Here is a 14039-nt window from a genome sequence, read left to right as displayed (position 1 = left end):
ACAAACTAACGACTTAAGCCGAGGACTCGTTGTTGAATTCTGCCTTACACACTTTGATTAAAGCCTGAAGTGTTGGGTTTGGACTCGCGTGTTTGCTGTAAATTAACCCCAACTGTTCATTCGCAATGGCGTCGTTATGCGCAATCACTTTAAGCTCGCCAGATTTGATATAGGGGATGAGCTGCTGCTGTTGGCCTACAAATACGCCTACTCCCTGTCGGCATAGTTCTATTGCGAGTGAGTGTTGCTCTACTTCAATTTGTCGTTGAATACTGTCTGGATCCCACACTTGGGTATTAGATGAAGCGAGAATAGTTACCCAAGTGTAACTAAGTACTTGTTGCAGATTCGGGGACTTTTCTTTTGTTAGTGGATGAGTTGCAGAACACACCGCCACTAGCGGCATTTCGCAAAGTGGTTCTATGGTGTAGTCATTGGGAAAGGCATCTCGGTAAAAACAAATGGCTAAATCGAGTTTAGGGCCCTGCCAATTAAGTAGCAGTTCGTCGCGACGCTGAAAGATTTTTAAATCAACATTGGGATAAGCGTGATTAAATCGACTTAGTATTTTAGCTACGGTACTGTCTTGTAAAAAACTACTTACTCCTAGGTTTAATCTAAAACACCCTTGCTGTGCTATCTGTTCTACTTGCTGACTAAGATGGTTTTGCGCTTTAAGCATTTGCTCACACAAAGGCAGCATTTTTAAACCCTGTTCACTGAGCACTGGTTTATGGCCGCTGCGGGTAAACAATTCAACGTTCCAATCTATTTCTAGATTACTGATCCATTGGCTTAACTGGGCGCGGTTCTTTTGCATATGTTTAGCTGCGGCAGAAATACTGCCCAGCTGATGACTCAGTACAAATGCTTCAATGGCTTGCAGGTTCATGTTGTCGATCTCTCTGTTAATAAAAGCTAACACAGTCTGATTTGTTCAGGTTGCCCAATCTCATCATCATAGCGCCGATGGATATATTTGTGAGTATGTTACTGATACTCAGCGATGCACGGATGTTTTAGTAAAAATCTACTGAAAGGTTCCAAAATGAAAAAAATTATAGTTGCTTCAACACTTTCTCTTGCTGCTTTTAGTCAGTTTGCTGCCGCAGACGCTATTCGTGGTGAAGTTGCTGCCGAGAGTAATCGAAATGGTCCGCACCTGGGTATTCTAAAAGGTGGTTATGAGTTTGATACTGATTATGGTCAGTTTGGTTTTGATGTTGAAGCAAAAAGCCGTTTGGGTGGTCGCCCTTATGGTGAAAACCAGCACGAGTCTGGTTTACATGAAGCCACCTTCGCTGCCGATTACACCTACAAGTTTGGTAACGCTTATGTTCAACCGCGTGCTGAATACACCCGTAATGTAGCGAATGATGCAAATACTGGTAAGTTTGCCTTAAAAGGTGGTTATAACTTTGATAATGGTATTTTTGTCGCTGCCCGTTACCGTTATGAGGATACGCAAAATAATGGTTTTAGTAAGACCGAGCTTGGTGATGTGAAAACTAACCGTACCGATTTAACCGCGGGTTGGGCTGGCGATATCGTTGGTATATCTTTTAACTACATCAATAAAGATGCAAACGCTGAACACAAAAACAACAACCTGAAGGTGAATGAACTAGAAACCAGAGTGTTTCTTACTAACTTAGGCAGTTATCAGCCTTACGTTCAATACACGCAGAAAAACTTCGATAGTACCGGCTACGATAGTTCTCCTATTAAAGATGATAGCCAAATCAAACTTGGCGTAAGCATGAAGTTTTAAGGTTTATCCTGATAAAAAAAGAGCGCCAATTGGCGCTCTTTTTGTTTGTGTTAGTAACTTAGTGGTAGTTAAGAGAGGTAGCTTTACCTCTAAATACCCAATATGAAAAAGCGGTATAAGCCAGAATCACTGGCACTACAATTAGTGCTCCAATCAAAATCACCGATAAAGATTCCGGTGCCGATGCTGCTTCCCATACGTCCATTTGACCCGGTACAACATCGGGGAAGAAGCTGAATCCCAGTGCGCTAAAACACAGTAAGAAAATAAGCATCACTAGGCAAAATGGTACCCAGCAATGGCGATCGTCTGATTTCGGTAAACGACCCAATAAAAAGTCATTAAACAAAAATGCGGTGAAACATAGGGCTGGGATCAGCAATACAAACATCACCAGTGGAAAATCAAACCAGCGATCAAATACACCAGGGTTAACTAGTGGGTTTACTATTGATACTGCAATCACGCCAACTAAACAAAAGCGGCCAGTAAGTTTTGCCCAAGTAACGGCCCGCTGTTGTAGTTGGTGTTCGGTTTTCATTACCAACCATGCCGCGCCAATATAGCTATAGGCCGCAGTAACACCTAAGCCACTTAATAAGCCAAATAAGTGAGTGGTTACGCCTCCTTCAAAGCCCATTACATATAAACCTAACATGTAGCCTTGAGCTAATGTTGTGAGGATAGAACCGGCTTTGAAAGTACGATCCCAGGCTAACTTATGGTCTACCGCTGCTTTAGCTCTAAAGTCGAAGGCTACGCCACGCATAATAAGTCCGATCAGCATAATCGCCACCGGAATATACAAATGGTAAAGCACAATGCTATGGGCAGCAGGGAAGGCGATAAGCATGATACCAACGGCCAGTACTAGCCATGTTTCGTTGGCATCCCAAAATGGGCCAATTGACGCAATCATGGTATCGCGCTGCGCTTCATCGGCTTCGCCCATAGGCAGTAAAATACCTACCCCTAAATCATAACCGTCGAGTATTGCGTAAATAAGAACCGACAGGCCCATTAAACCGATGAAAATTACCGGCAACCAGTAAGCGTCCATCATGCTTTGGCACTCCCTTCAGTAGTGTCTTGCGGATTATTAATATTAGTTAAATTACCGTCTGGTTGGGGTTCATTGGTTTCAAACTCTTCTTCTTTAATCGCTTTTCGTGCCATTAAGAATACCGTGTGAATATAGGCAATCAGCAAAAAGGTATAAACGATTAAATATAGCGCCAATGAAAAGGCAACGTTTGAAGCGGGCAATGACGTTACTGCATCTTCGGTACGTAAAACACCGGTGACTAACCAAGGCTGGCGGCCTATTTCGGTTACATACCAACCTGCCAGCGTAGCAACCCAACCAGAGAACGTGGTGGCCACTAGTACCTTGAGCATCCAGTTAGGCATTTTGCCTTTGCGAACCATGTGGTAAGAACCAAACCAGCTTAGTGCCAACATTAGTAAACCTAAGCCAACCATGACTCGGAAACTCCAAAATACCGGAGCTACTGGCGGATGTTCGTTTTCAAACTCGTTAAGGCCTTTTAACTCACCGTCTAGTTCGTGGGTTAAAATTAGGCTGGCCAGTTTAGGAATACCAATCGCGTATTTATTGGTTTTGGTTTCTTCGTCTGGCAATGCAAACAACAATAAGGGCGCGCCTTTCTCGGTATGCCAAATACCTTCAATGGCCGCTATTTTTGCTGGCTGATGCTCAAGCGTATTCAAGCCATGAAAATCACCGACTAAAGCTTGAGTTGGCGCTAATACTGCGGCCACCAGCAAGCTGATTTTTAAGGTTAGGCGAGGGGCTTTTTTTACATCACCTTTCAATATGCGATAAGCAGAAATGCCCGCAATAAAGAACGATGCCGTTAAGCCAGACGCAATTAACATATGAGTTAAGCGGTAAGGAAATGAAGGGTTAAATACAATGGCTACCCAGTCGGTTGGAAATGCGACGCCATCACGCATTTCAAAACCGGTTGGCGTTTGCATCCACGAATCTAGCGCTAGGATCCAGAAGGCCGATAAACTCGTGCCTACCGCGACTAAAACAGTCGCTAAGGTATGTACCTTATTGGGTACTCGCTTTATGCCGAATAACATAATGCCCAAGAAGGTGGCTTCCAAGAAAAAGGCGGTGAGTACTTCGTAACCTAGTAATGGGCCAGCAATGTTACCTACGGTTTCCATGTAGCCAGGCCAGTTAGTACCAAACTGGAATGACATAGTAATACCGCTTACGACTCCAATCGCAAAAGAGAGCGCAAAGACTTTTACCCAAAAGCGATAAGCGCGCATCCATACCGGATTGCCGGTCATGTCGTGTCGAACTTTAAAAAAAACTAGGAACCAACACATCGCAATGGTGATGGTGGGAAACAGGATGTGAAAGCTGATATTTGCAGCAAACTGTATCCTTGAGAGCATTAGGGCATCAAGCATGGTTTAGCCTCGTTAAGGTTGATAATCTCATTAGCTGGCGGCAGATCCTTTGTTACCAACGATTTTGTCTTTTAATTCCAAAATTCTGCTAATACCAGAGCCCATCTTCATCAAACTCTGTAGTTTGTCTGGGTTCATGGTATTGAGTGCATATGACCATTGGGTGATTAACTCGAGCAGGTCGTGGATCTCTTCCATCTTTTGCTGGGTAAACTGGTCTTCTTCGTTTTCTGGCGTTTCTAATAAATTAGAACGTAATAAGGAAAGGGTTGGATCCACTTCGCGTTTACTGCGCTCTTCAAATACGGTTCTGGCCATTTCCCAAATAGAACCGGCGGCAGTAAAAAATTCACGACGTTGACCTGCTTGATGACTAAGTTTAACTAAACGCCAAGACTGCAGTTCTTTTAATCCCATGCTCACGTTGCCGCGGCTAATGCCAAGTTGTTGCATAATTTGTTCGGCGTGCAAAGGGTGCTGGTTAATCACCAACAAAGCCAGTATTTGGCCTACGGTACGATTGAATCCCCAACGGCTGCCCATTTCTCCAAAGTGGAGAACAAAGGCTTGGCTCTTCTCTGATAATTGCACGCGACAAATTCCTTTTATTGAACTTTCAGAAAACAGTGAAACTTTAATCCAAAATTGATTTAAGTCAATATTTTTAGTCTTAATTGATGCGGAATTATTAAACTGTGAGGTCGCTTGAGCTTAGTTTTAGTGAATGCTTAAAACGTTGATAGGATAGTTAGGTAATGGGGCTTGGTAGTTGTTTTTTATTTTATATTTTTGATTAAAGGGCTTTATTTATAAAGCCCTTAACGAATGTGAGTGTTTACTAACTTTGGTTACTTTCCGATACAGAAACTAGTGAAAATGCGGCTGAGTAGATCGTCTGAACTGAACTCACCGGTAATTTCACTTAAATGTTGCTGAACCAATCGCAGTTCTTCAGCCAATAGCTCGCCAGCTTGGTAAACCTCTAACTGGGTTTTACCATTATCCAGGTGCTCAGAGGCCAGCTCTATGGCATTAAGGTGTCGGCGCCTAGCCATAAAGCCCCCTTCCATATTGCCTTGAAAACCCATGCATTCTTTTAGGTGGTCTTTTAGTTCTATTAAACCAAGTTCAGTTTTGGCGGAGAGTTTATACACCGGGTGACCATGATCCATGACTACGTCTAAGCTTTCACCTGTTACATCGGCTTTATTACGAACTACAGTCATGCCTATATTGGTGGGCAGTTTTGCTACAAATTCAGGCCAAATTTTCACGGGATCTAATTCTTCGGTGGTGGTTCCATCCACCATAAACAATACCCGATTAGCATTATTGATTTCTTCCCAGGCGCGCTCTATACCAATTTGCTCTACTACGTCAGCATCTTCTCGCAAACCAGCGGTATCAATGATGTGTAAAGGCATGCCATCAATATGGATATGCTCGCGCAATACATCACGAGTCGTGCCGGCTATGTCGGTAACAATGGCGGCTTGTTTGCCTGCTAAGGCATTCAGTAAGCTTGATTTACCCGCATTTGGCCTACCCGCAATAACTACCCGCATGCCTTCTCGTAATAGCGAACCTTGGCGTGCTTGCGCTTGAACAGTACTTAGCTCATTGATTATCGCGTGTAAGTCGGATTGAACTTTACCGTCACTTAAAAAGTCGATTTCTTCTTCTGGGAAATCGATGGCAGCTTCTACATAAATACGTAAGCGAGTGACGTTTTCTACCAAGCTGTGAATCTTGTTAGAAAATTCACCCTGTAGCGATTGTAAGGCACTTTTAGCGGCTTGCTCACTGGTAGCTTCAATAAGGTCTGCAATGGCTTCTGCTTGGGCTAAATCGAGCTTATCGTTGAGAAATGCCCGCTCACTAAATTCACCTGGGCGGGCCATTCGCAATCCGTCTATTTGGCTTATTTCGCGGATTAGCATATCAATCACTACTGGGCCGCCGTGGCCTTGTAGTTCTAATACATCTTCGCCGGTGAAGGAGTTTGGCCCTTTAAAGTACAAAGCTATGCCTTGGTCTAAGGTATCGCCTTTTAGGTTTTTAAACGCTAGGTAGTCGGCATAACGAGGAGCAGGGCATTTACCCAATAATTTTTCTGCCACTTGTTGTGATAAGGGACCGGATACACGAATAATACCTACGCCGCCACGACCAGGTGCAGTGGCTTGGGCCACAATCGTATCATTTGAATTCATGCTGACTCTCTCTGAAATTATGCGTCAAAAAAAATGCCACTCAGTTTTCACTGAATGGCATTTTAGCATTGTAGCTAAACTTTGTGCTTAGCGTTTATGCAGGCCGTTTTTCTCTAGGTTACGGTAAATAATGGTTTGCTGAATCAGCGTTACCACGTTACTCATTAGCCAGTAAAGTACTAGACCAGCTGGGAACCATAAGAAGAATACGGTAAAGATAACAGGCATAAATTGCATTATTTTAGCCTGCATTGGGTCAGCAACCGTAGTTGGAGACATCTTCTGAATGAAGAACATGCTCACACCCATTAGCACTGGCAAGATGTAGAACGGGTCTTGAACCGATAAATCGGTAATCCAACCAAAGAACGGTGCATGACGCAGTTCTACGCTTTCCATTAATGACCAATACAATGCAATGAAGATAGGCATTTGCAGCAAGATAGGGAAACAGCCACCTAAGGGGTTAACCTTTTCTTTCTTGTAGAGTTCCATCATGCCTTGCGACATTTTCTGACGGTCGTCACCATACTTCTCACGTAGTGCTGCCATTTTTGGCTGTAGCAAACGCATCTTCGCCATTGAGGTGTATTGCGCTTTAGTTAGCGGGTACAACAAACCTTTAACGGTGAAGGTAATCAGGATAATAGCTACACCCCAGTTGCCTACAAAGCTATGGAAGAACTTAAGCAGCTTAGATAGCGGTTGAGCAATAAACCATAACCAACCGTAATCTACAGTAAGATCTAGGTGCTTAGCTGATTCAGCCATTTGTTCTTGAAGCTTAGGACCCACCCACAATGCACTGCTTAACTTAGCACTTTGGCTAGGCGCAACGGTTTGTACAGGAGCTTTATAACCCATGAACACAAAACCATTGTTGCTGTTAGAGTACAGTTGATTGGTGTCGCCAGCATTTGGTAGCCAAGCCGTTACAAAGTAATGCTGCATCATGGCAACCCAACCACCTGTAGTGGTTTCACTTAGGTTAGATTTTTTGATGTCTTTGATGCTGTACTTAGAGTAGCGCGTAGACTCACTTGAGTATGCGCCACCGCGGTAAACAGGCATTACCATACTAGAGCTATGCTCTTTTTCGGTTTGCTTAATTTGGCTGTAAAGTTGCAGACTTAAAGCGTTGTCACCATTGTTGGTCACATCAAAATCTACTTTAACGTCGTAGCTACCGCGGGTAAGGGTAAAGCTTTTAGTAAAGCTACTGCCGTTTTCGTCTTGGTAAGTAAAGGCTACTACCAATTCATCGCTGCCATCGGTCATTTCAAAACTGTCGCTGCTTACTTGATAAACAGGGCGACCGTTGGCGTTGGCGTCTGGACCATCACGACCAATCAAACCGCTTTGGGCGATGTAGGTAAAATTCGGGTTTTCTTCAAGTAGCACAAACGGGTCTGCAGAGTCTTCTTCTATTGGGTAAGCCAATAGCTCAGCACTTACTACATCACCGCCTTGAGCGCTAATTTTAAGTTTTAATACGTCTGTCGTTACAGTGACTAACTGACCCGCCGAAGTGGCTTGAGTTAAGTCTGAATCGTCGTGAGATAATGCACTGGCTGGCACATCACTATTTGCATTCGCACCAGTTGCGTTAACAGTATTGGTGGCAGTTGCTACTACAGGCTGTGGGCCGTAGTCTTTTTGCCATTGCTGATATATAAGAAAACTTACAAACAGCAACCCAATTATCAGTAAATTGCGTTGAGATTCCATAATATTAGTTAATCACTATTTGTTTTTTCGGAACCTGGAACCGGATCGTGTCCGCCAGGATGTAGAGGATGGCATTTTAATAGACGTTGGCTTGCTAACCAACAACCTTTTATCACACCGTGCAAATTAATTGCTTCAATCGCATAGTCTGAACACGATGGCGTAAATCGGCAGCGCGGGCCAAGTAGTGGACTTATCACATATTGATAAGCCTTTATCGGCATAATTGCGATTATTCGCAACGGCGCGTTAGTCTTCGCCATGATTTCTCCAGAAGCTTCATCAATTCTTGATTACTTAAATCTGAAATACCGTTCTTGGAAATAACCACAATGTCTACTGCAGGTAATTGATGCTGATGCAGACGAAAGCTTTCTCTTGCTAAACGCTTAATACGATTACGACCTACAGCGAGTTTAATACTTTTTTTGGAAACAGCTAAACCCAAACGAGGATGAGAGAGAGTATTGGTTTTTGCAAGGATGGTGAGTTGAGGAGTACCCACACGAACGGGGTTGGAGAATACGTGTTTAAAATGCATGGGAGTTAACAAACGTAACTCCCTGCCAAAAGTTTGTCTTTGCACTTAATTATGCAGACAAACTTGCGCGACCTTTAGCGCGACGACGTGCCAAAACTTGGCGGCCGTTTTTAGTTGCCATGCGAGCGCGGAAACCGTGGCTACGCTTACGCTTTAATACGCTTGGTTGAAAAGTACGTTTCATATTTATTACTCTTGCTAGCTAGTTTTTTACTGTACAGTCGGTGCAATTAACCAAAATGGTAGGCGCACCGGGTAAAAAAGAGGCGAAATTCTAATCATTCGCCACTTCTAAGTCAAACGAAATATCGCTTAATCTTAAATACTCTTTTTCAAAAGATCCTTTGGATCTTGGGCGGCATTATAGTGCTCCTATATATAGGTGCAACAGATCTATTTAATTAGACTTCGCCGCGCTTTACAATTCGAGAGATAAACTGTTGAGTTCTGGGATCTTTTGGGTTGTTAAATAGTTGCTCTGGGCTACCTTGCTCTACTATTGTCCCGTCACTCATAAATACCACTCGATCCGCTACTTCTCTTGCAAAGGCCATTTCATGGGTGACAATAATTAGGGTTTGCTTTCGCTGGGCCAGATTTTTTATCAAGGCCAGCACTTCGCCCACCCATTCAGGATCAAGTGCCGAGGTGGGTTCATCAAACAAAATGGCTTTGCTATGGGTGGCCATTGCTCGACCAATACCTACTCGTTGCTGTTGACCACCCGAAAGTTGGCTAGGGTAATGTTTAGCTTTATCCGCTAAACCAATGTCGCTTAAGATCTCTCTGGCTGTATTCAGTGCTTCTGTTTTTGGTTGTTTCCACACAGTAATTAACGCTTCGGCGATATTCTGCTCAGCATTTAGATTGGCAAACAAGGAGTAGTTTTGAAAAACAAAAGACAACTTCCTGCGTAATGCCAATATATCCTGTTGTTGATGATGCTTTGCCTCAACATTCAAATTGTCGACACTAACGGTTCCTGAGTCTGGTTGCTCAAGGTAGTTAATGCAGCGCAAAAAAGTAGATTTACCCGTTCCAGAAGGCCCGATGATAGCGACAACTTCGCCCTCTTTAACCTCTAAATCGATGCCGTTAAGCACTGTTTGACCATCAAAGGCTTTACTAAGGTTGGATACTTTAATCATGCTAATAAGCCTTGGATAATCGTTTTTCTGCTACGTTTTGTAGCTGGGTAAACACGGCCACTACGGCCCAATAAATAAGTGCAACAGCTAAAAATGATTCAAAGAACTTAAAGCTACTTGAAGCTTCCATTTGCGCTTTGGCCATGATCTCGGCAACCCCTAAGGTGAATGCTAAAGAGGTGCTCTTAATCATATCAATCAGGTAGTTCATTAAAGACGGCAACGCGGTACGTAATGCTTGCGGTAATACTACTCTGCGCAGCGCTTGCAGGCGGGTCATGCCAAAAGCATAGCTAGCATCCCACTGGCTTTTATCAATAGAGTTTATTGCTGCTCTAATGCTCTCTGCTTTATATGCCGAGAAATGCAGGCTTAAACCTATGACTGATGCGCTAAAGGCGTCTAAGCCAATCAGTATTGGGAATACTTGTGGTAAACCGTAATACAAAATAAACAGTTGGACTAACAATGGAGTACCACGGAAAAACGAGATAAACACCACTGCAAATTGGTTGAGCACTGGCAGCTTAAATACCCTAAATAGGGCTAAAATTAAGGCCAGTATTAACGCAAAAACGGCTGCAATTGCAGCCATTTCCATGGTTGTTCCCAAATACTTAAACAGTATTGGGAACAATTCCATCATGTAGTTAAAGTCAAAAGTTGACATTATTTGGTGATGTCTCCGTCAAACCATTTTTCAGATATGGCGCTTAGGCTACCATCTTGCTGCATTGCTTCTAAGCTGGCATTTACTTTTGCTTTTAAGGCTTGGCCTGCTTCGTTGTTTTTGAAAGGCATCGCGTTTTCAATGGTTTCGAATGGCTGGCCTGCTAACGCTAAGGGTAGACCAGATTTTTTAATCAAGGCTAAAGATGATACTCGGTCCATTACGAAAGCGTCTGAGCGACCCAAGGCAACGTCTTGCTCAATGCCAGTGTCGTAGGTAGCAATATTAATTTGCTTATCGCTATCGTGTTTTCTTAATAGCTGCTCAAAGTTTGAACCTAGGTTAACTGCTACTTTTTTGCCTTTAAGATCGTTAATGTCCTTTATCTCGTCGTTACCTTTACGCACAACAATTTGCGCACCGTCTACAACGTAAGGATGTGAGAACAAGTATTTGGCCTTACGCTCATCAGTAATCGTTATTTGGTTAGATATCGTATCTACTCTACCTGTTTCTAACATGCCAAATAAGCCAGAGAAGTTTGCGGTTACGTACTCAACCTTCCAGTCGTTACGTTTAGCTATTTCATCCCATACATCAACTTCAAAACCTTGGAGCTTGTCTTGCTGAACAAAAGTGAAGGGGAAGTAACGACCAGACATACCCACTTTGACGGTATCTTGAGCAAATGCTGACCAAGGACTTAGGCTAACCAGCAGTAAAGCCATTAGTAATCGTGATTTATTTAGTAGTTTCATTTCGATTCTTCTATTCAGCGAGTAGTGTATGGCAAAAAATTCTAGTTCATAGATGATATTTGCACAAATACGCTGTTGTTATATCAAATAACCAAGCTGTTATGTGGTGACCAGAATGTTATTCACATATTTGTTATCTGCTTGTGAATAATTCATAAGAAACCTAGAGTTTAAGCGGCTTCCGTTATAAAATAGACGGTCTTTTTGGTGATAACGCGGAGTCGCGAGTGAGTGGGTCTCTTTGGCAACAAATCTTAGTACGTTTACAAGATGAATTGCCGGCAACAGAATTTAGTATGTGGATCCGACCACTTCAAGTAGAACAAGATGCAGAGCTATTGGTGTTGTACGCGCCAAATCGTTTTGTACTCGATTGGGTAAAAGACAAATACCTGATTCGTGTGAACGCCTTGCTCGAAGAGTTTTGTGGAAGTGATAAGCCTAGTTTGCGTTTTGAGGTAGGCAGTAAACCTGCAAGCGTAACCAGAACCGCTACGGTAAAAAGCGAGCCTGCTCCAACAGGTGTGAGCAATGTTTACGTTAATAACAATGACTCAGGTAAAAGTTGGGATAAGGAACCCGCTGTTAAATCAGCTTTAGAAGCTAATCACCGCAACAACATTAATGCCACCTACCAGTTTGATAACTTTGTTGAAGGTAAATCAAACCAGTTGGCCAGGGCGGCAGCTACGCAAGTTGCTAATAACCCTGGTGGGGCGTATAACCCACTATTCCTATATGGCGGCACCGGCTTAGGTAAAACTCACTTATTGCATGCTGTGGGTAACGGCATTATTGCTAATAAAAAGAACGCCAAAGTTGTGTATATGCACTCTGAACGTTTTGTTCAGGATATGGTAAAAGCCCTACAAAACAATGCGATAGAAGATTTTAAACGCTACTACCGCAGTGTAGATGCCTTGCTCATTGATGACATTCAGTTTTTTGCTAATAAAGAACGCTCACAAGAAGAGTTCTTTCATACCTTTAACGCACTGTTAGAAGGTAATCAGCAAATCATCCTTACCAGTGATCGCTACCCTAAAGAAATCGACGGCGTTGAAGACCGTTTAAAAAGTCGTTTTGGCTGGGGCTTAACTGTTGCTATTGAACCACCTGAGTTAGAAACGCGGGTGGCTATTCTAATGACTAAGGCTAACGAAAATAATATCCGCCTGCCTGACGAAGTTGCTTTCTTCATTGCCAAACGCTTACGTTCTAACGTACGTGAATTAGAAGGGGCATTGAACCGGGTGATTGCTAACGCTAATTTCACTGGGCGCGCTATTACTATTGATTTCGTTCGTGAAGCTTTGCGCGATTTACTGGCGCTGCAAGAGAAGTTAGTCACCATCGACAATATTCAAAAAACCGTTGCAGAGTACTACAAGATTAAAGTGGCCGACCTGCTATCTAAGCGTCGTTCTCGCTCTGTGGCTCGTCCACGCCAGTTAGCTATGGCCTTGGCCAAAGAGCTAACTAACCATAGCTTGCCAGAAATTGGTGATGCTTTTGGCGGGCGAGACCACACCACGGTATTACATGCGTGTCGTAAAATTGCTCAGCTAAAAGAAGAAAGTCACGACATCAAAGAAGATTACCAGAATTTAATTCGTACATTATCGTCATAATCGGAGAGGCGTTATTAAGTATGCAATTTAGTATTAATCGGGAACAACTGCTTAAACCTTTACAGCAGGTAAGTGCCGCACTCGGTGGGCGCCCAACTATTCCTATTTTAGGTAACGTATTGCTAGATATTAGCAATCAGCAATTGTCTATCACTGGCACCGATATGGAAGTAGAGCTTATCGCTACGCTTCCTTTAGAGAGCGCAGTAAATGAAGGGCGTGTAACCGTACCGGCTAAAAAGTTTGTTGATATTTGCCGAGGCTTGCCAGATGGTTGTGAAATTAGCTGTAAGGCTGATGACAACCGTTTAGTGCTTAAATCTGGTCGCAGCCGTTTTTCTCTGGCTACATTACCAGCCACTGATTTTCCCAATATTGAAGATTGGCAAAGTCAGCAAGTTATTCAACTTACTCAGGGTCAGTTAAAGAACCTGATTGATAGCACACAGTTTTCTATGGCGAGCCAAGATGTTCGTTATTACTTAAACGGTATGCTGTTTGAAACCGACGATAAAGGCTTAAAAACCATTGCTACCGACGGCCACCGATTGGCCTTAGCAGAGCAAACTTTTGATCAGCCTTTACAACCGCAACAAGTGATTGTGCCACGAAAGGGCGTAATTGAGTTGGCGCGGATGTTGGAACATGAAGACCAATTGGTTGAACTGCAAATTGGCAGTAATAACATCAGGGCAAGTGTTCAAGGTTTCACGTTTACCAGCAAATTAGTCGATGGTCGCTTTCCTGACTATCGCCGGGTGCTTCCAGCAAATAGTGATAAAGCCTTGATCTCGGGTCGTGATGAGCTTAAACAGGCATTTTCACGAGCGGCTATTTTGTCTAATGAAAAATTTAGAGGCGTGCGACTTCAACTAGAGTCAGGCACCTTAAATATTACTGCTAATAATCCTGAGCAAGAAGAGGCCGAAGAGATCTTGGATGTTGATTACAACGCCGAAGACTTAGAGATTGGCTTCAATGTTGTTTATGTACTCGACGTGCTTAATGCGCTTAAGTGCGAGCAAATTCGCATTAACATGAGTAACAGCAATAGCAGTGCGCTAATTGAAGACGCAGAGCAAACAGGCAAAGCAATGTATGTTGTTATGCCAATGCGTTTGTAGAACT

The 14039-nt window shown here is 43.2% G+C and carries 15 protein-coding genes; 3 read left to right on the top strand and 12 right to left on the bottom strand.

All coding sequences use genetic code 11. From position 1 onward, the window contains the following. Window positions 1-13: 13 nt before the first annotated feature. Window positions 14-892: a LysR family transcriptional regulator gene (locus Q4592_RS11680; protein WP_303513132.1), complete on the bottom strand. Its 879-nt coding sequence runs from the start codon at window positions 890-892 to the stop codon at window positions 14-16. A gap of 156 nt (window positions 893-1048) precedes the next feature. Here Q4592_RS11680 and Q4592_RS11675 point away from each other — a divergent pair, with 156 nt between their 5' ends. Continuing rightward, window positions 1049-1771, top strand: coding sequence for an oligogalacturonate-specific porin KdgM family protein (locus Q4592_RS11675; RefSeq protein WP_303513131.1), 723 nt, complete (start codon window positions 1049-1051; stop codon window positions 1769-1771). A 58-nt stretch (window positions 1772-1829) separates the two neighbouring features. On the opposite strand, the gene Q4592_RS11670 is transcribed toward Q4592_RS11675, so the two are convergent. The 11 genes from Q4592_RS11670 to Q4592_RS11620 all read right to left on the bottom strand — a co-directional run bounded on the left by Q4592_RS11670 (window position 1830) and on the right by Q4592_RS11620 (window position 11280). Beyond that, window positions 1830-2834, bottom strand: a complete 1005-nt coding sequence (locus tag Q4592_RS11670) for a cytochrome d ubiquinol oxidase subunit II (RefSeq protein WP_137673540.1) — start codon at window positions 2832-2834, stop codon at window positions 1830-1832. Then, complete coding sequence (locus tag Q4592_RS11665) at window positions 2831-4222, bottom strand: cytochrome ubiquinol oxidase subunit I (RefSeq protein WP_303513127.1); 1392 nt, start codon at window positions 4220-4222, stop codon at window positions 2831-2833. The genes Q4592_RS11670 and Q4592_RS11665 overlap by 4 nt, the downstream gene beginning before the upstream one ends. Window positions 4223-4252: 30 nt before the next feature. After that, on the bottom strand, window positions 4253-4813 hold the full coding sequence (locus tag Q4592_RS11660; protein WP_303513126.1) for a GbsR/MarR family transcriptional regulator: 561 nt from the start codon (window positions 4811-4813) through the stop codon (window positions 4253-4255). 257 nt (window positions 4814-5070) lie between these two features. Then, entirely contained in the window at window positions 5071-6435 is a 1365-nt protein-coding gene (gene mnmE, locus Q4592_RS11655) for a tRNA uridine-5-carboxymethylaminomethyl(34) synthesis GTPase MnmE (protein WP_303513124.1), read from the bottom strand. Between the two features lie 87 nt (window positions 6436-6522). Then, window positions 6523-8163: a membrane protein insertase YidC gene (gene yidC, locus Q4592_RS11650; RefSeq protein WP_303513122.1), complete on the bottom strand. Its 1641-nt coding sequence runs from the start codon at window positions 8161-8163 to the stop codon at window positions 6523-6525. Between the two features lie 8 nt (window positions 8164-8171). After that, window positions 8172-8426 (bottom strand): membrane protein insertion efficiency factor YidD, encoded by a 255-nt coding sequence (yidD, locus tag Q4592_RS11645; RefSeq protein ID WP_137673571.1) that lies wholly within the window; start codon window positions 8424-8426, stop codon window positions 8172-8174. Then, window positions 8396-8749 (bottom strand): ribonuclease P protein component, encoded by a 354-nt coding sequence (rnpA, locus tag Q4592_RS11640; protein ID WP_137673572.1) that lies wholly within the window; start codon window positions 8747-8749, stop codon window positions 8396-8398. Before rnpA ends, yidD begins: the two co-directional genes overlap by 31 nt. A 4-nt stretch (window positions 8750-8753) precedes the next feature. Beyond that, window positions 8754-8888, bottom strand: coding sequence for a 50S ribosomal protein L34 (gene rpmH / locus Q4592_RS11635; protein WP_016400276.1), 135 nt, complete (start codon window positions 8886-8888; stop codon window positions 8754-8756). A 217-nt stretch (window positions 8889-9105) separates the two neighbouring features. Then, window positions 9106-9852: an amino acid ABC transporter ATP-binding protein gene (locus Q4592_RS11630; protein ID WP_303513111.1), complete on the bottom strand. Its 747-nt coding sequence runs from the start codon at window positions 9850-9852 to the stop codon at window positions 9106-9108. 1 nt (window position 9853) lies between these two features. Further along, a complete protein-coding gene (locus Q4592_RS11625) occupies window positions 9854-10522 on the bottom strand; it encodes an amino acid ABC transporter permease (protein ID WP_303513109.1) in 669 nt (222 codons plus the stop codon). Beyond that, window positions 10522-11280, bottom strand: a complete 759-nt coding sequence (locus tag Q4592_RS11620; RefSeq protein WP_303513105.1) for an amino acid ABC transporter substrate-binding protein — start codon at window positions 11278-11280, stop codon at window positions 10522-10524. The genes Q4592_RS11625 and Q4592_RS11620 overlap by 1 nt, the downstream gene beginning before the upstream one ends. Window positions 11281-11507: 227 nt before the next feature. On the opposite strand from Q4592_RS11620, the gene dnaA reads away from it, so the two are divergent. Continuing rightward, a complete protein-coding gene (gene dnaA / locus Q4592_RS11615; protein WP_303513102.1) occupies window positions 11508-12911 on the top strand; it encodes a chromosomal replication initiator protein DnaA in 1404 nt (467 codons plus the stop codon). A gap of 20 nt (window positions 12912-12931) precedes the next feature. After that, window positions 12932-14035 carry a DNA polymerase III subunit beta gene (gene dnaN, locus Q4592_RS11610; protein WP_303513099.1) on the top strand — a complete coding sequence of 368 codons (1104 nt, stop codon included), beginning with the start codon at window positions 12932-12934 and terminating at the stop codon, window positions 14033-14035. Window positions 14036-14039 lie beyond the last annotated feature (4 nt).

The organism is Agarivorans sp. 1_MG-2023 (genome assembly GCF_030548385.1).
Classification (GTDB): Bacteria; Pseudomonadota; Gammaproteobacteria; order Enterobacterales; family Celerinatantimonadaceae; genus Agarivorans.
The sequence above is the reverse complement of the archived record's forward strand: the minus strand, read 5'-3'. Positions and strand labels throughout refer to the sequence as shown.

Bases quoted from the DNA above. Each gene is read 5' to 3' on its own strand.
- Q4592_RS11630 (WP_303513111.1), bottom strand. From the start codon at position 9,852: ATGATTAAAGTATCCAACCTTAGTAAAGCCTTTGATGGTCAAACAGTG.
- Q4592_RS11665 (WP_303513127.1), bottom strand. From the start codon at position 4,222: ATGCTTGATGCCCTAATGCTCTCAAGGATACAGTTTGCTGCAAATATC.
- mnmE (WP_303513124.1), bottom strand. From the start codon at position 6,435: ATGAATTCAAATGATACGATTGTGGCCCAAGCCACTGCACCTGGTCGT.
- Q4592_RS11680 (WP_303513132.1), bottom strand. From the start codon at position 892: ATGAACCTGCAAGCCATTGAAGCATTTGTACTGAGTCATCAGCTGGGC.
- yidD (WP_137673571.1), bottom strand. From the start codon at position 8,426: ATGGCGAAGACTAACGCGCCGTTGCGAATAATCGCAATTATGCCGATA.
- dnaN (WP_303513099.1), top strand. From the start codon at position 12,932: ATGCAATTTAGTATTAATCGGGAACAACTGCTTAAACCTTTACAGCAG.
- Q4592_RS11625 (WP_303513109.1), bottom strand. From the start codon at position 10,522: ATGTCAACTTTTGACTTTAACTACATGATGGAATTGTTCCCAATACTG.
- Q4592_RS11670 (WP_137673540.1), bottom strand. From the start codon at position 2,834: ATGATGGACGCTTACTGGTTGCCGGTAATTTTCATCGGTTTAATGGGC.
- Q4592_RS11675 (WP_303513131.1), top strand. From the start codon at position 1,049: ATGAAAAAAATTATAGTTGCTTCAACACTTTCTCTTGCTGCTTTTAGT.
- rpmH (WP_016400276.1), bottom strand. From the start codon at position 8,888: ATGAAACGTACTTTTCAACCAAGCGTATTAAAGCGTAAGCGTAGCCAC.
- Q4592_RS11620 (WP_303513105.1), bottom strand. From the start codon at position 11,280: ATGAAACTACTAAATAAATCACGATTACTAATGGCTTTACTGCTGGTT.
- yidC (WP_303513122.1), bottom strand. From the start codon at position 8,163: ATGGAATCTCAACGCAATTTACTGATAATTGGGTTGCTGTTTGTAAGT.